Origin of the sequence: Enterobacter cloacae complex sp. P16RS2 (genome assembly GCF_014982155.1) — a bacterium.
Classification (GTDB): domain Bacteria; phylum Pseudomonadota; class Gammaproteobacteria; order Enterobacterales; family Enterobacteriaceae; genus Enterobacter; species Enterobacter cloacae_M.
In genome coordinates, this window is the sequence record NZ_JADCKW010000009.1 from 1 (window position 1) to 15,210 (window position 15,210).

Genomic DNA, 15,210 nt, shown 5'->3' on the forward strand with positions numbered 1-15,210 from the left:
AATTCAGTGTGCCACTTCAGGAAGAGGGTACTACCAGAGGCAGAATGGATCATTGGTGACGCTCTCCAGTACACCCCAGACCGTTTCTATGACGTTGCCTACGGCAATCCACCTTTCGGTAAGATCGACACATCAGAAGTGTATACAGGCCGTTATACAGGCTCAGAATTCGAATACAAGGTGATTGAACATGCGAGCACTTTCTCATCATATGGGGTATGGATAGTACCGCAAGGTTCAGCAGGGTTTAAGTACTCAGGCCATAGGTACTATGACGCTACAGTACAGACAGCCAAGTACCAGAAGTTTGTTAATGATACAGGGTACACGTTTCAACCTGGGGTAGGGATTGATACCAGTATCTACAAGGACGAATGGAACGGTACGAAGGTAATCTGTGAGAGCGTTTGTGTGGATTATGACGGTACAAACTTTTAATTGTAAGGTAAGTACATCCATAGATAGATACGAATCATGAAAATACAAGATCTTACAGACGAACAGAAGCAGAAGTTACGTAAGAATTTAAGGGAAGCGATGAGAGTACTGGGAGAAATCGACCGGATAAAACAAGAAATTGCCAATATACGTAACAACTCAAATTATCCTGCTACAAGGCTGAAAGGAACGATACAAAAGTGATTTGTGGGAGAATCTGTGTGGGCTAAAACGACACAAATTTCAGATGTATTTCACTTTACACTGCTTCCAGCGTGGCGTACATAGTCATTGGTGTCTCCCTGTTTTCCAGAAGGTTTCAGGGAAAGAATAGCTGAATATAAGATTCTGCAAGTATGAATGCGAAAATAAGCTGTCAGGCGTTCGTCTTATTCCGTCACGGGCCGCAGCGCGCGGGATAAACTGAACCATGAATAAATGGCATTGAATAACACGACGCCCGCCGTCACGATAAAGACGGCGCGAAAACCGAGGCTGGCGGAGAACCCGGCTCCGAGCAGCGGTCCGGTGACGTTACCGATATCGCGGAATGACTGGTTATAGCTGAAAATACGCCCGGCAATCTGGTTCGTGGAGTTGTAAACCAGCAGGGTCTGTACGGCGGGAAGCAACGCGCCGTCGGCGGCTCCCAGCAAAAAGCGCAGGACGCCCAGCTGCCATGGCGTTTGCACCGTCGCCATCGGGATAAGCAGCAGGACGGAGATCACCAGCGCGCAGATCAGGATTTTTTCCGGACCCACCCGGTCTCCCAGTTTTCCGAGCCTCGGGGCGCTCAGCAGCGCCGCCACGCCGGGCACGGAGGCAATCAGCCCGCTGATGAACGCAATATTGCTGACGTTACCCGCCAGGTCGCGAACGTACAGCGTCAGAATAGGGGCAATCGACCCGGTAGCCACCTGGATAATCATTGTCGTCACGAACAGGCTCAGCACCAGTCTGGGATTTTTGAGCGAGGTCAGCACCTCTCTGGCGTGGAGAATCTCTTTTTTGGCGACAGGCGTGAAGTTTTCCCGGATACAGAGCAGGGTGACGATAAAGCACAGGAACAACACGCTGGCGGTGATAAAGAAGACCGGGCGCAGGCCGTAGTTATCCGCCAGTAATCCCCCGGCCAGCGGTCCAAGCAGAGCACCGCTCACGCCACCGGTTGAGAGCGTGCCCAGCGCCCAGCCGCTTTTATGGCGGGGAATTTGCGTGGCAATCAGGGCATTCGCGTTGGGAATAAATCCACCCAACAGGCCCAGCAGCGCGCGCAGGATCAGAAACTGCCAGACGTTCTGCGCCACGCCCATCAGCGCCATGATAATGGCCATCCCCAGCGCCGAACGCAGCAGCATAATTTTACGCCCCTTGCGATCGGCAAGGCCACCCCAGAAGGGCGAGGCCATCGCGGAAAAGAGAAACGTGATGCTGAATACCAGACCGGACCACATATTGAGCGCGCTGTGGCCCGTCACGCCTAGCTGTTCGACGTAGAGCGGCAGGAAGGGCATAACCAGGCTAAAGGCCGCGCCGGTAAGAAAACAGCCAAGCCACGCAACCGCGAGGTTACGCTTCCAGTTTATGGGGGCATCTGAGGGTGACATAACTATCCGCATAATGAGGTGCAGAGCACCTGAAGTATAAAGTAATAAGCCTGCTAATTATGCGCCGGGGTTATGATTGCCGCAATGACGAGGAGCTTTTAAAGCTAAAACGGCATGCGGCCCTGAGGACCGCATGAGGATTAATAGCGGGACGGCGTGCCTTGTGGCCGCGTTTTAAAGCGGCGGTGCAGCCACATGTACTGCTCGGGTGCCAGCATGATACATTTCTCCACAATGCTGTTCATCCAGCGCGCGGTGGTTTCTGCATCGTCAAGCGGCGGCGCGAGTTCCGGCTCCAGCATCATCAGCTCGTAGCCTGAACCATCCGGCTTACGGCGGGGAACAAAGGGCACGATGGCGGCTTTGGACATGCGCGCCAGCATCCAGGTACCGGTCGTTGTGGCGGCCTCTTCAACGGCGAAGAAGGGGACAAATACGCTGGCCTGTGGGCCATAGTCGTGGTCGGGGGCATACCAGACCACTTCGCCGGATTTCAGCGCGCGGATCATCCCCTTCAGATCCTTACGGTCGATCATGCTTTTGTTGGAGCGCATGCGGCCGTTGGTCTGGATTAAATCGATGACCGGGTTATCGTTAGGACGATAAACGCCAATGCCCGGCGCCTGCATGCCGAACATGCGCGCCCCGATTTCCAGCGTCAGGAAATGGACGCCGATCAGCAAAACGCCCGTCTGGTTGGCCTGAAGCGTATGCACAGGCTCCATGCCGGTTCCCGTCACCTCGCTCCAGCGGGCCATGCGTTTGTCCGGCCAGAACCACGCCATGCCGGTCTCCATAAGCCCCATCCCGACGGATTCGAAATTCTTCGCGACCATATCGTGACGCTCTGGCTCGCTCATCTGCGGAAAACAGAGCTCAAGATTGCGGTACGCAATTCTGGCGCGACGCTTCATAAACAGCTGTGCGAAACGGCCCAGAAATTTACCCAACCGAAAAATAACAGGGTAGGGAAGCTGTACCAGAAGCCATAAAAAGCCGATGCCAAGCCAGGTCAACCAATAGCGGGGATGCAAAAGGGCGGCAGTAAATTTTGGTAACTGGGTCATGTCTTTCCTGTGTTCAAACGTCCTGTTTTGCTAGTGTCTCATTTTTTGAGACATAGCCAAAATATCTGCTTTCGAAGCGTGCACGAATACAGCAATTGTTAAGCCTGATTAATCAGGGTGTGTGAAATGTAGCGTAAATTGTGTGGATGTAAATTGGTTTTGTTTGCTATATGATGCCGACCGATTTTTAATTCTCTCTAACGATTCTAGGACTGTACACCATGCCAGTGTTACACAACCGCGTGTCGAATGAGATGTTGAAAGCGCGTATGTTGGCTGAAACCGAACCGCGCACAACCATCTCTTTCTATAAATACTTCACGATCGACGATCCGCAGGCGACCCGCGATGCGCTTTATCAGGCGTTCACGGCCCTGAATGTCTTCGGCCGCGTCTACCTTGCCCGTGAAGGCATTAACGCGCAAATTAGCGTACCGGAAAGCAAAGTCAGCGCCTTCCGCGACGTGCTTTATCAGTTCGATCCGGCCCTCGACGGCTTGCGTCTGAACATTGCTCTGGACGATGACGGGAAATCCTTCTGGGTGCTGCGCATGAAGGTGCGTGAGCGCATCGTGGCGGACGGTATCGACGATCCCGAGTTTAACCCGGCGGATGTCGGTGAATATCTGAAGGCCGCGGAAGTGAATGCGATGCTGGACGATCCGGATGCCGTGTTCATTGATATGCGTAACCACTATGAGTACGAAGTGGGGCATTTCGAGAACGCGATGGAAATCCCGGCCGACACCTTCCGCGAGCAGCTGCCCAAAGCGGTTGAGATGATGCAGGAACATAAAGATAAAAAGATCGTTATGTACTGCACCGGCGGTATCCGCTGTGAGAAAGCCAGCGCGTGGATGAAGCACAACGGCTTTAATAAGGTCTGGCATATTGAAGGCGGCATTATCGAGTACGCCCGCCGCGCCCGCGAGCAGGGTTTACCGGTGCGCTTTATCGGGAAAAACTTTGTCTTTGACGAGCGTATGGGTGAGCGTATCTCGGAAGACGTTATTGCTCAGTGCCACCAGTGCGGCGCACCGTGCGATACCCACACCAACTGCAAAAACGACGGGTGTCATCTGCTGTTCATTCAGTGCCCGGCCTGTGCCGAGAAGTTTAACGGCTGCTGTAGCGAACTGTGCAGCGAAGAGAGCATCCTGCCGGAAGAAGAGCAGCGTCGCCGTCGCGCAGGACGTGAAAACGGCAACAAGATTTTCAATAAATCACGCGGCCGTCTGAATACCAAACTGGGTATCCCTGACCCGGAATGATAATAACGCCCGGCACGGCGAAAGCCTGCCGGGCGAATCTATTATGATTTCTGCTGTACACCTTCAACGGAAATAATCAGCTCAACGTCCTGAGACGCCGGACCTAAATCCGTTGTGATATTAAAATCTTTCAGGTGAATTTTACCCGCCGCTTCAAAACCTGCGCGTTTACCGCCCCACGGATCGTCACCCTGACCCAGTAATTTAGCATCAAGCGTGACCGGTTTTGTTACGCCGTTAAGCGTCAGGTTGCCGGTAATATTCAGCTTATCACCCTCTTTTTTCACTTCCGTGGAGGTGAAAGTAGCCTGTGGATATTTCCCGACATTGAGGAATTCTCCGCTGCGCAAATGTTTATCACGTTCAGCATGATTGGTATCCACGCTGTTAGTATTAATGGTCACGCTGACCTTGTCGGCGGCAGGATTTTTCTCGTCAAAGGTGAACGTGCCGTCAAAATCCTTAAAGGTCCCGTACAGCCAGCTGTAACCGAGGTGCTGAATACGGAAATTGACGAAAGCGTGCTGGCCCTCTTTATCAATCTTATAATCCGCCGCCACGGCGGAACCGGCGGTGAATAACAGAGAACCCAGGGCGATACCCAGCAGGTGTTTTTTCATTTTATGCTCCAGAGTCAACTGACGAGCGGCCAAGCATGCGCTTTAGCGTATCGTCTTTATCAATAAAATGGTGTTTGAGGGCGGCAAACCCGTGCAGCACGGACAGGATCACGACGCTCCAGGCAAGCCAGAGGTGAACAACCCCCGCCGTGTCGGCCTGCGTCCCAGCATCGCTAAGCGTTGCCGGAACCTCGAACAGGCCAAAAACGTTAATCGGCTTACCGTCCGCCGTCGAGATAAGGTAGCCGCTAATCAGAATGGCGAAGAGCAGGGCATAGAGCGCGACATGCGCGGCAACGGCACTCAGGCGGGTCATTTTGCCGTGGGTCTTCGGCGCGGCGGGCGGCGGGGAAATATGTCGCCAGATCACGCGAAAAACCAGACCCAGCATCAGGAGAACGCCAATGCTTTTATGTAACTCCGGTGCCTGGTGATACCAGCCGTCGTAATAGCTGAGCGTGACCATCCAGAGTCCAAGTCCAAACATACCGTAGACGGCAATAGCAAATATCCAGTGCAAACCTATGGATATTATTCCGTAGCGCCGGGAGGAGTTACGCAATTGCATCAGAATGTCCATTTTCAAATTAACCGGAAAGTAAAAATGAACGGGAAGGCGGGATATTGCAACTGAAATAATTGTCTATTAATTTTTATTTTATTTATTTCAGCAATTTTGAAAAGGATCGCTAAAGCTAATTCAATCTCTTCGTGCAAGCGAAATGGTGAGCTTCAATAAAGATAAATTAACGTCAATTATTGTCAGTAAGGCTTTTCAGTAAAATACAATGTAAACAAAGTCAATAATGGCCAGCAGCGCCCACAATAAGATGTAGAGCATGAAATGCTCGCGAATATTATTCATCAGAAAGTTAACGATCCTGCGCATAACGCCCCGTAATGCAGTGTGAATGAAACGAGCCCCGAAACCTCCGGAGCCCGTGGCGGATTATCCGTTAAAACGCGAGAGTGAGAAGGGCGTCAGATCAAACTGCGGCGCGATGCCCTGGGCAAACTGTGCGGCGATCTCGCCCAGCACGGACGCGAACTTAAAGCCATGGCCGCTCAGCCCGGTAATCAGCAGGACGTTGTCATGCCCGGGCAGCGTATCAATGATAAAGTCTTCATCCGGGGTGTTGTCGTAGGTACAGGCCGCGCCATACAGCAAGCCACCGACGCCCGGAAGAATAGTGCGCAGGAACGAGAAGGCTTCCGAACCATCCTGTGGGAAGGCGCCGAAGGGTTTACGCTCGTCAGGAGAGGCGATAGCCTGGCCACCGTTATGTTTACCGATTTTCAGCGCGTCTTTCTCGGAAGGGAAACCGTAGAACTGATCGCCATTCGGCAGTTCTCCGGTGAAGGCCGGGAATTTATTCTGCGCGCTGTAGCGACCATCCGACTGGAACCAGGAGAAGACCTTGCGCACCGGCTGGATCGGCAGTTCCGGCAGCAGGCGCGTGACCCAGGTTCCTGCGCTGACGAGCAGGCGGGACGCTGAATAGTCGCCGTCAAGAGTCGTTACCGTGACGCCATTCTCGTCATGGGTGATGGCCTCCACCGGACAGTTAAACAGCTGCGCACAGCCGGCCTTCGCGGCAAGATCGATCCAGGTTTTGATCGCCGTTTCACAATGCAGCACGCCGGAGTGGGCTTCATAGAGGCCAATGTAATCCTCCGGGACGGTAATTTCAGGCCAGCGCGCGGTAATGCCGGTCGCGTCCAGCTTCTCAACGTCCAGATTAAAGGCTTTCGCGCTGCGCTCGACGCCTGCGAGAAATTCAGACTGGGCCGGGCCCAGGTTGATAACGCCGGTACGCTCGAAAATACGCTCTTCGGTCTGTGTCGCCAGTTCATCCCACAGCGTCTGGGCGCGAAGCACCAGCGGCACATAGCGCTCGCCCTCTCCATATGCATGGCGCATGAGACGGGTATCGCCATGATGGCTGCCCTCCGAATGAGGAGGAAGGTGGGCATCGATCATCAGGACCTTCAGGCCTGCCTGTGTTGCGTAATAACCGGCGGCGGAACCCACGGAGCCGCTACCAATAATGATTAAGTCGTATCTCATATGCATCTCGTAAACTGATGTTTTGTTAGCAGAGTAATTAACAACGCGGGGTTAGACAAGGGAGAAATAAATAAGGCACCGCGAGGGTGCCTGTAGAGAGAAAAGTGGGCATAAGCTTAGTGCCGTTTATACTCATTTTCCTGATAGTCGCCAGATTCTATTTTTGCAATACCTGCCTCTAAAATAGAAATAAACTGACGGGCGACGTCTGTTGTTAGCCACAGCGTCTGTCCAACTTCCGCTTCTTCACGGTTGAGTTGATTCGGGGTCTGGTAGTGCAAACGCAGCATCAGCGCATCGTAGCTATCTACGGTACTGATATCCCAGCCAACCAGTGGATGGGTCTGGATCACTTCACTATTCTTTTCCATTATAACCCCCTTAATGCGTGTTAGAAGACAACGGCTTTGAGGTTCAATGCATGTTTTTCTGAAAGCATCTTCAGTATACCAAGTAATAAGGGTTCCAACGGGAAAAATAAACAGGTGGCAACACATTTTTCTGCTTTTTAGGATTGTTCGAACAATAAAACACCATCTCGTTCACGATTTTTAAAGAAGATGCCGAATTAATTTGAACTTGCAGGATTTTTAGACAAAAAAAAGCCGGGGCGACCCGGCAAAAAACACAATGAGGGAGCAGTGTTAATCTGTGATAAACCAGTCGTCTGCGCTTTCCCACGTTTCCTGCAGGATATCGCTGATGCGATCTTTATCTTCTTTCGCAGCACCAATGACGGAGAGGTTGTTCGCCGCGGCGTAACGCACCGTTACGGCACCCGCGTTGTCGGGAAAGGTGTTGTTAATACGGCGGGATAATTCGCCTGCCAGTGCATCAAGCGCGCCGGCAGGTAGAACAGTTGTTTTGGCTATGGTGACTTCAATACGCATAAATGCCCCCTGTGTAATATACTGTTTATTTATACAGGTATGTTGTCGGTTTGACAACAAGGGGCATTGATTTTTTAACGTTTTACCGTCCAGTTAACGGTTTCGCCCGCCAGGAATGGGATCAGCGTGTCATCCGTCAGTGCAATGGACTCCTCAACGTGGCTCGCTTTACGCTCCAGTTCGATGAACGTGTCGTTGACCGGCAGGCCGTAGAAACGCGGGCCGTTAAGGGAGCAGAACGCTTCAAAATGTTCGAGCGCGTTCATCTCTTCAAAGACGGTCGCGTAGCTGGCCAGTGCCGTTGGGGCGTTGAAGCAGCCTGCACAGCCGCAGCTTGCCTCTTTGCGGTGGCGGGCGTGAGGGGCGGAATCGGTGCCGAGGAACGCGCGGGAGAACCCGCTGGCAACCAGCTCGCGCAGCGCCTGCTGGTGGATGTTGCGCTTGAGAATAGGCAGACAGTACAGGTGAGGACGCACCCCGCCAACCAGCATGTGGTTACGGTTAAACATCAGGTGCTGTGGCGTAATGGTCGCGGCGATAAGATCGTTACCGTCGCGCACATACTCTGCCGCGTCTTTGGTGGTGATATGCTCAAAGACCACTTTAAGCGCGGGCAGACGCTGGCGCAGAGGCTCCATCACGGTCTCGATAAAACGGGCTTCACGGTCGAAGATGTCAATCTCGGCATGCGTGACTTCACCATGGACCAGCAGCGGCATGCCCAGTTTCTGCATACGTTCCAGAACCGGCATGATGGCATCAATGCTGGTGACGCCGTGGCTGGAGTTGGTGGTGGCATTTGCCGGGTAGAGTTTCGCCGCCGTAAATACGCCTTCGTTAAACCCGCGCTCCACTTCGTTCGGATCCAGCGAGTCGGTAAGATAGCAGGTCATCAACGGGGTAAAATCGTGTCCCGCAGGGACGGCATCCAGGATGCGCTGGCGATAGGCTATCGCGGCATCGACGGTGGTGACTGGTGGAACCAGGTTAGGCATGACAATCGCGCGGCCATAAATTTCGCTGGTATAAGGCACGACGGTTTTCAGCATATCGCCATCACGCAGATGGATATGCCAGTCGTCAGGGCGGCGGATTTTAAGAACCTGGGGTTGTGCAGTCATGGAAGCTCCGGCTTGTCAGGAATCAGTCATAAGGATGGCTGTTTTTGCCGGACACAAATCATAAGCGGAAACGTTTTCGTTTGCACACTTTTCCGTAAAAAAAAAGGGCGCCGCAGCGCCCTTGAGGTTAATCGGTGAAAGGAATGATAATTTCTCCCGGTTTCACCTCTATACCTTTTGCATATTTTTTCGCCAGAGCTTCACCCTTGCTTTTGTCTTCGCTTAAGACGTACGCGGGCTGCTGGTTAAAGTAATTTCGCAGCGACTGGTTGAGATAGGGCATCAGGGTTTGCAGAACCGGCGCCATCTTGTCCGGCGACACCTGCGCATCGACGACTTCCATCTCCTGCAGGAAAATTGCCCCTTTCTCTTTGTTAAAAACGGGTAGAGCTTTCAGCTTGAGCTTGATGTTTGCCTTCTGATTGCCAAAGAGTGATGACATATCGAGATCCGCATCACCGGCCAGGGTGACTTTGTTTGGCTCTTCACGTCCAATCTGGCTGGTCAGGTTCGTAAGGACGATATGCGCGTCCGCCAGTCCCGGCACGCCAATGTCTTTCGAGAAATTGTTATGTTTTTCCAGCGCCTGATTAATTTCCTGTTCACTGACGGTATATTGCGTGAGCTGGTTACAGCCAACCAGCAGGCCGCTGACAACTAATGCCGCGGCAAAGACAATTTTCTTCATAGTGTTCCTCAACGAAAAATCGGCGCTTCTGTCCTGTTACGCCAGTATGTCAGTGTGAAATGGCAGAAACCAGCAGAAAAAACTGAGAAGTGGGGCGGGAGTAGCTCCCGCCCGAGGGAAAGGCTACGCGCCAGGTTCGAGCATCCCGCTCGCGCTGCGTTTCTGGCTGAACTGCCACCACAGGGCAAGGAGCGTCATAAAGCCCACCGCGCCGAGCATCATCCACGGGAGTTCGGGCTGGTTAAACGCTTTGCCGGCATCAAACAACCAGCCGCCACCGGCGTAACCTAATGCGCCGCCAAGCGCCAGCCCCAGCCGGCTGAAACCCATATAGCTGCCGCGCGAACGCGCATCTGCAAGCGAGGCGCTCAGCGTTTCACGGGCAGGCTCGGCGATGATTGAGCCAATATAGAACGTGCAAATCAGCGTAAACAGCTGCTGGAGAGAGTTCACCAGACCGATCGGCATCATGCTCAGCGTCATCAGGAACAGCCCGGCCATCAGGCGATGCTCCAGACGAAAACGCCGTTCGCTCCAGCGGGCAATCGGATAAAGCAGCGTTAACGACAGGCAGGCTTCGATGGCGTACATCCATTTAACGGCTGCAGGCGTGCCCGCAATGTCGTTAACAATGATCGGCAGCATCAGCATGACCTGCACAGCCAGCATGTAGTATCCCGTCAGGGTCAACACATAGGTGACAAAACGTTTGTCGCGCAGGACGCGGCCAAGCCCTTCCCGGACCGGCGCTTTGACCGTCGACAGTTTCCAGGCGGGCAGGAACAGGCCATTAAACAGCGCGCACAGAATAAAAAGCACCGCCCCAGCGGCGCAGACCAGTCGGAAGTCATACTGCAGCAGCCAGCTTCCCAGCAGGGCGCCGACAACCGCCCCGGCACTGTCCTGCATCATCAGAATCGAGAAGAAACGGCCGCGGTGCTGGGGGCGAATAAGCTTCACCACCAGCGCGGTGCGCGGCGGATCGAACAGCGTGCCGCCGATACCGGAGAGGAAACAGGAGAACCAGAGCAGCCAGGGCTCCTGAGCGACCGCCATCGTGGCAAAACCTGCCGCGCGCAGCAGCATACCGGTAACGATCATCGGTTTAGCGCCAAAGCGGTCAGCGATGGCCCCGCCAAAGACGCCCAGGCCCTGCTGGACAAACTGGCGTAACCCCAGGGCAATCCCAACCATTAATGCCGCCCAGCCCATCTGATCGACAAAGCGGATCGATATCAATGGAAAAACGACAAAAAAGCCGAGCACGACCAGCATGTTATCGACGAGCAGGAAATATTTACCCAGGCTCCTGGCCTGTGATACGCGGGACATTTTCCCTCCAGGGAAAATAAGAAGATGAGCACGCTAACATTCTGCGGTGTCGCCGCGTTTTTTCCCACCCCTGGGCGTGACAATATTTTTTTATCAAAAGGGTGCTTTGATAGAGAGTTCTCATCGAAAATAATGAAAAGAGGGCAAAATGGTATGTCACTGTTTTCACAGACGGCGCAGGCGCAGGTATAGTAAAGCTAATGGGCAAGCAGAAGTGACGGGAAGGAGTGGTATCGATGTTTGGCTATCGCAGTAATGTGCCAAAAGTGCGTCTGACAACGGACAGGCTGGTCGTTCGTCTGGTGCATGAGCGTGATGCCTGGCGTCTGGCGGATTATTACGCCGAGAATCGCCAGTTTTTAAAACCCTGGGAACCCGTTCGGGATGAGAGCCATTGTTACCCTTCCGGCTGGCAGGCGCGCCTCAGTATGATTACGGAATTTCACAAGCAGGGCAGCGCGTTTTATTTCGCGCTGCTGGATCCTGAAGAGAAAGAGATTATCGGGATCGCCAATTTTTCAAACGTGGTGCGCGGGTCGTTTCACGCCTGCTACCTTGGCTACTCCATCGGCCAGAAATGGCAGGGGCAGGGGCTGATGTACGAGGCGTTAACGGTGGCGATCCGCTATATGCAACGCACGCAGCATATCCATCGCATCATGGCGAACTATATGCCGCATAATCAGCGCAGCGGCAATTTGCTGGCGCGCTTAGGGTTCGAGAAAGAGGGTTACGCCAAAGACTATCTGCTGATAGACGGAGAGTGGCGCGACCACGTTCTGACGGCGTTAACCACCCGGGACTGGACCGCAGGTCGTTAAGGAGAAAAGATGAAGTATCAGCTAAACGGTACAGAAGCGCGCGTGATTGGGTGCTTACTCGAAAAACAGGTCACCACGCCGGAGCAGTATCCGCTCTCCGTCAACGCCGTAACCATGGCCTGCAACCAGAAGACCAACCGCGAGCCGGTGATGAACCTCAGCGAGCATGAGGTTCAGGACGTGCTGGATGCGTTGGTTAAACGCCACTATCTGCGCACCGTCAGCGGCTTCGGCAACCGCGTTACCAAATACGAACAGCGCTTCTGTAACTCTGAATTTGGCGACCTGAAGCTGAGCAGTGCGGAAGTGGCGGTCATCACCACGCTGTTGCTGCGTGGGGCGCAGACGCCGGGGGAACTGCGCACGCGCGCTTCCCGCATGCATGAGTTCTGCGATATGCAGGAAGTTGAGCAGACCCTGGAAGGGCTAGCTTCTCGCGAAGACGGCCCATACGTGGTGCGTCTGGCGCGCGAGCCGGGTAAACGTGAAAGCCGCTATATGCACCTGTTCAGCGGCGACGTCGATGTCGCTACCGTTACCGCGGAGAGCGACGCGGGATCCTCAGCAAGCAATGACACTCTTGCCGCGCGCGTAGAGGCGCTGGAAGACGAGGTCGCCGGGCTGAAACAGCGCCTGGATGCATTGCTGGCACATCTGGGAGACTGACGGTGAAAAAATTACGCGTTGGCGTGGTGGGGCTCGGCGGCATCGCGCAAAAAGCCTGGCTGCCTGTATTAGGTGCGGCGACGGACTGGACCCTGCAAGGGGCATGGTCACCCACCCGAGAAAAGGCAGAACGTATCTGCGAAACCTGGCGCATTCCGTATGCCGCCTCCCTGCAGGATCTGGCCCGCGAGTGTGATGCGGTCTTTGTGCATACCTCAACGGCAACCCACTATCAGGTGGTGAGCGAGTTGCTCAATTTGGGGGTTCACGTCTGCGTGGATAAGCCGCTGGCGGAAAATGTTCAGGATGCCGAACGGCTGATTGAGCTGGCCGCGCGCAAAAAACTGACGCTGATGGTGGGCTTCAACCGCCGCTTCGCGCCGCTTTACCAGCAGCTGAAGGCGCAGTCGAACACGCTCGCCTCGCTGCGGATGGATAAGCACCGCACCGACAGCATCGGGCCGAACGATCTGCGCTTCACCCTTCTGGATGATTATCTGCACGTTGTGGATACGGCGCTGTGGCTGAGCAACGGCGAAGCGCTGCTGAAAAGCGGTACCCTGTTAACGAATGACCAGGGGGAGATGGTCTACGCGGAGCACCACTTCGCCGTTGAGCATCTTCAGATTACCACCAGCATGCACCGTCGTGCGGGAAGCCAGCGTGAATCCGTGCAGGCGGTGACCGAGGGCGCGCTGTATGACATTACGGACATGCGCGAGTGGCGGGAAGAGAAGGGCAACGGCGTGGTGACGCTCCCGGCACCGGGCTGGCAGAGCACCCTCGAGCAGCGCGGTTTCGCAGGATGCGCCCGCCACTTTATCACCTGCGTGCAAAATCAGACGGTTCCCGAAACGTCCGGCGAGCAGGCCATTATGGCGCAGCGCATTGTGGAAAGGCTCTGGCGCGATGCCATGAGCGAATAACTCGCTGTAACATCTGCGGATAGTAATTCGTTGAAATCCGGGTAGACTAAGCGCCGCTTGTAGGCTTTGCCGGGTGGCGCTTACGCTTGCCCGTCCTGGAAATCCGTATGGTTCTGGAAATTCACGTTAATGAACTTATTAAAATCGCTGGCGGCCGTCAGCTCGATGACCATGTTTTCCCGCGTGCTGGGTTTTGCGCGCGACGCCATTGTGGCAAGGGTATTTGGTGCAGGGATGGCCACGGACGCCTTTTTCGTCGCGTTCAAACTGCCAAATCTGCTGCGTCGTATTTTTGCTGAAGGGGCGTTTTCCCAGGCATTCGTGCCCATTCTGGCGGAATATAAAAGCAAGCAGGGTGAAGACGCGACGCGCGTCTTTGTTTCTTATGTTTCCGGGCTGCTGACGCTGGCTTTGGCGGTGGTGACCGTACTCGGGATGCTGGCCGCACCGTGGGTGATTATGGTGACCGCGCCCGGTTTTGCCGATACGGCTGACAAATTTGCGCTGACCTCTCAGCTGCTGCGCATTACTTTCCCCTATATTCTGCTCATCTCGCTGGCCTCGCTGGTGGGGGCGATCCTGAACACCTGGAACCGCTTCTCTGTTCCGGCGTTTGCGCCAACGTTTCTCAACGTCAGCATGATCGGTTTTGCCCTGTTCGCCGCGCCGCACTTCAACCCGCCGGTGTTGGCGCTGGCCTGGGCGGTTACCGTCGGCGGCGTGCTGCAGCTGGCGTACCAGCTGCCGCATCTGAAAAAAATCGGCATGCTGGTGCTGCCGCGCATCAATCTCAAAGATGCCGGGGCGATGCGCGTGATCAGGCAGATGGGGCCCGCCATTCTCGGCGTCTCCGTCAGCCAGATCTCGCTTATCATTAACACCATCTTTGCCTCTTTCCTCGTGTCCGGCTCGGTTTCCTGGATGTACTACGCTGACCGTCTGATGGAGTTCCCGTCCGGGGTGCTGGGCGTGGCGCTGGGGACCATCCTGCTGCCGTCGCTGTCGAAAAGTTTTGCCAGCGGCAACCATGATGAATATTGCCGCCTGATGGACTGGGGTTTACGTCTCTGCTTCCTGCTGGCCCTGCCGAGCGCGGTGGCGCTGGGTATTCTGGCTAAACCGCTGACGGTGTCGCTCTTCCAGTACGGGAAATTCACCGCCTTTGATGCCGCCATGACCCAGCGCGCGCTGATTGCCTACTCGGTCGGCTTGATGGGGCTGATCGTCGTCAAGGTGCTGGCGCCCGGGTTCTACTCGCGTCAGGACATCAAAACGCCGGTGAAAATTGCCATCGTGACTCTGATTATGACCCAGCTGATGAACCTGGCGTTTATTGGTCCGCTGAAGCATGCTGGCCTGTCGCTGTCTATTGGTCTGGCGGCCTGTCTGAATGCCGGGCTGCTGTACTGGCAGCTGCGCAAGCAAGATATCTTTACGCCGCAGCCGGGGTGGGGAAGTTTCCTGGTACGTCTGATCGTTGCGGTACTGGTGATGTCGGCGGCGCTTCTCGGCATGATGTACGTGATGCCGGAGTGGTCCCTCGGCACTATGCCTTATCGTCTGATGCGGCTGATGGCCGTGGTAGGCGTCGGGGTCGTGGCTTACTTTGCCACGCTCGCGGTGCTGGGGTTCAAAGTGAAAGAGTTTGCCCGCCGTACGGCATAAACGCCAAAAGGGGAGTTCACCTTATGGTGC

Annotated in this window: 16 protein-coding genes and 1 pseudogene; 6 read left to right on the forward strand and 11 right to left on the reverse strand. The window is 54.7% G+C overall.

What is annotated here, in order from left to right:
- Positions 1 to 438, forward strand: a pseudogene (locus tag INF68_RS23195) (methyltransferase); the annotation flags it as partial.
- 389 nt (positions 439 to 827) lie between these two features.
- Here the strand turns inward: INF68_RS23195 and mdtG are convergent.
- Together mdtG and INF68_RS04975 are read right to left on the reverse strand one after the other, a co-directional pair.
- Positions 828 to 2,045, reverse strand: a complete 1,218-nt coding sequence (gene mdtG / locus INF68_RS04970) for a multidrug efflux MFS transporter MdtG (protein WP_126786223.1) — start codon at positions 2,043 to 2,045, stop codon at positions 828 to 830.
- Between the two features lie 140 nt (positions 2,046 to 2,185).
- A complete protein-coding gene (locus INF68_RS04975; RefSeq protein ID WP_126786222.1) occupies positions 2,186 to 3,112 on the reverse strand; it encodes a Kdo(2)-lipid IV(A) acyltransferase in 927 nt (308 codons plus the stop codon).
- 221 nt (positions 3,113 to 3,333) lie between these two features.
- Between INF68_RS04975 and INF68_RS04980 the strand changes: the two genes are divergently transcribed.
- Positions 3,334 to 4,383 carry a rhodanese-related sulfurtransferase gene (locus tag INF68_RS04980; protein WP_039261862.1) on the forward strand — a complete coding sequence of 350 codons (1,050 nt, stop codon included), beginning with the start codon at positions 3,334 to 3,336 and terminating at the stop codon, positions 4,381 to 4,383.
- A gap of 41 nt (positions 4,384 to 4,424) precedes the next feature.
- Here INF68_RS04980 and INF68_RS04985 read toward each other — a convergent pair whose 3' ends face one another.
- The 9 genes from INF68_RS04985 to mdtH all read right to left on the reverse strand — a co-directional run bounded on the left by INF68_RS04985 (position 4,425) and on the right by mdtH (position 11,102).
- Positions 4,425 to 5,003, reverse strand: coding sequence for a YceI family protein (locus tag INF68_RS04985; protein WP_063928061.1), 579 nt, complete (start codon positions 5,001 to 5,003; stop codon positions 4,425 to 4,427).
- A 1-nt stretch (position 5,004) separates the two neighbouring features.
- Positions 5,005 to 5,571 carry a cytochrome b gene (locus INF68_RS04990; RefSeq protein ID WP_126786221.1) on the reverse strand — a complete coding sequence of 189 codons (567 nt, stop codon included), beginning with the start codon at positions 5,569 to 5,571 and terminating at the stop codon, positions 5,005 to 5,007.
- A 207-nt stretch (positions 5,572 to 5,778) separates the two neighbouring features.
- Positions 5,779 to 5,892, reverse strand: coding sequence for a YceO family protein (locus tag INF68_RS04995; protein ID WP_032639612.1), 114 nt, complete (start codon positions 5,890 to 5,892; stop codon positions 5,779 to 5,781).
- 60 nt (positions 5,893 to 5,952) lie between these two features.
- Positions 5,953 to 7,071, reverse strand: a complete 1,119-nt coding sequence (gene solA, locus INF68_RS05000; protein WP_109844482.1) for an N-methyl-L-tryptophan oxidase — start codon at positions 7,069 to 7,071, stop codon at positions 5,953 to 5,955.
- 116 nt (positions 7,072 to 7,187) lie between these two features.
- A complete protein-coding gene (gene bssS, locus INF68_RS05005) occupies positions 7,188 to 7,442 on the reverse strand; it encodes a biofilm formation regulator BssS (protein ID WP_008500827.1) in 255 nt (84 codons plus the stop codon).
- Between the two features lie 273 nt (positions 7,443 to 7,715).
- Positions 7,716 to 7,961 carry a DNA damage-inducible protein I gene (gene dinI, locus INF68_RS05010; protein WP_126786220.1) on the reverse strand — a complete coding sequence of 82 codons (246 nt, stop codon included), beginning with the start codon at positions 7,959 to 7,961 and terminating at the stop codon, positions 7,716 to 7,718.
- 74 nt (positions 7,962 to 8,035) lie between these two features.
- Complete coding sequence (pyrC, locus tag INF68_RS05015; RefSeq protein WP_023311125.1) at positions 8,036 to 9,082, reverse strand: dihydroorotase; 1,047 nt, start codon at positions 9,080 to 9,082, stop codon at positions 8,036 to 8,038.
- Between the two features lie 127 nt (positions 9,083 to 9,209).
- On the reverse strand, positions 9,210 to 9,770 hold the full coding sequence (locus tag INF68_RS05020; RefSeq protein ID WP_023311126.1) for a lipoprotein: 561 nt from the start codon (positions 9,768 to 9,770) through the stop codon (positions 9,210 to 9,212).
- Positions 9,771 to 9,893: 123 nt separating this feature from the next.
- Complete coding sequence (gene mdtH / locus INF68_RS05025; protein ID WP_126786219.1) at positions 9,894 to 11,102, reverse strand: multidrug efflux MFS transporter MdtH; 1,209 nt, start codon at positions 11,100 to 11,102, stop codon at positions 9,894 to 9,896.
- 236 nt (positions 11,103 to 11,338) lie between these two features.
- Between mdtH and rimJ the strand changes: the two genes are divergently transcribed.
- The 4 genes from rimJ to murJ all read left to right on the forward strand — a co-directional run bounded on the left by rimJ (position 11,339) and on the right by murJ (position 15,180).
- Positions 11,339 to 11,923, forward strand: a complete 585-nt coding sequence (rimJ, locus tag INF68_RS05030; RefSeq protein ID WP_008500822.1) for a ribosomal protein S5-alanine N-acetyltransferase — start codon at positions 11,339 to 11,341, stop codon at positions 11,921 to 11,923.
- Positions 11,924 to 11,932: 9 nt separating this feature from the next.
- Positions 11,933 to 12,589, forward strand: a complete 657-nt coding sequence (locus INF68_RS05035) for a YceH family protein (RefSeq protein ID WP_109844475.1) — start codon at positions 11,933 to 11,935, stop codon at positions 12,587 to 12,589.
- A 2-nt stretch (positions 12,590 to 12,591) separates the two neighbouring features.
- The gene (locus INF68_RS05040; RefSeq protein WP_126786218.1) at positions 12,592 to 13,515 is read left to right on the forward strand and encodes a Gfo/Idh/MocA family protein; all 924 of its coding nucleotides are present in this window, start codon (positions 12,592 to 12,594) and stop codon (positions 13,513 to 13,515) included.
- Positions 13,516 to 13,644: 129 nt separating this feature from the next.
- Positions 13,645 to 15,180 carry a murein biosynthesis integral membrane protein MurJ gene (murJ, locus tag INF68_RS05045; protein WP_045357088.1) on the forward strand — a complete coding sequence of 512 codons (1,536 nt, stop codon included), beginning with the start codon at positions 13,645 to 13,647 and terminating at the stop codon, positions 15,178 to 15,180.
- Positions 15,181 to 15,210 lie beyond the last annotated feature (30 nt).

Bases quoted from the DNA above. Each gene is read 5' to 3' on its own strand.
- INF68_RS05020 (WP_023311126.1), bottom strand. From the start codon at position 9,770: ATGAAGAAAATTGTCTTTGCCGCGGCATTAGTTGTCAGCGGCCTGCTG.
- INF68_RS04980 (WP_039261862.1), top strand. From the start codon at position 3,334: ATGCCAGTGTTACACAACCGCGTGTCGAATGAGATGTTGAAAGCGCGT.
- INF68_RS05035 (WP_109844475.1), top strand. From the start codon at position 11,933: ATGAAGTATCAGCTAAACGGTACAGAAGCGCGCGTGATTGGGTGCTTA.
- INF68_RS04975 (WP_126786222.1), bottom strand. From the start codon at position 3,112: ATGACCCAGTTACCAAAATTTACTGCCGCCCTTTTGCATCCCCGCTAT.
- murJ (WP_045357088.1), top strand. From the start codon at position 13,645: ATGAACTTATTAAAATCGCTGGCGGCCGTCAGCTCGATGACCATGTTT.
- dinI (WP_126786220.1), bottom strand. From the start codon at position 7,961: ATGCGTATTGAAGTCACCATAGCCAAAACAACTGTTCTACCTGCCGGC.
- pyrC (WP_023311125.1), bottom strand. From the start codon at position 9,082: ATGACTGCACAACCCCAGGTTCTTAAAATCCGCCGCCCTGACGACTGG.
- mdtG (WP_126786223.1), bottom strand. From the start codon at position 2,045: ATGTCACCCTCAGATGCCCCCATAAACTGGAAGCGTAACCTCGCGGTT.
- rimJ (WP_008500822.1), top strand. From the start codon at position 11,339: ATGTTTGGCTATCGCAGTAATGTGCCAAAAGTGCGTCTGACAACGGAC.
- INF68_RS04995 (WP_032639612.1), bottom strand. From the start codon at position 5,892: ATGCGCAGGATCGTTAACTTTCTGATGAATAATATTCGCGAGCATTTC.
- INF68_RS04990 (WP_126786221.1), bottom strand. From the start codon at position 5,571: ATGCAATTGCGTAACTCCTCCCGGCGCTACGGAATAATATCCATAGGT.
- bssS (WP_008500827.1), bottom strand. From the start codon at position 7,442: ATGGAAAAGAATAGTGAAGTGATCCAGACCCATCCACTGGTTGGCTGG.
- mdtH (WP_126786219.1), bottom strand. From the start codon at position 11,102: ATGTCCCGCGTATCACAGGCCAGGAGCCTGGGTAAATATTTCCTGCTC.
- solA (WP_109844482.1), bottom strand. From the start codon at position 7,071: ATGAGATACGACTTAATCATTATTGGTAGCGGCTCCGTGGGTTCCGCC.
- INF68_RS04985 (WP_063928061.1), bottom strand. From the start codon at position 5,003: ATGAAAAAACACCTGCTGGGTATCGCCCTGGGTTCTCTGTTATTCACC.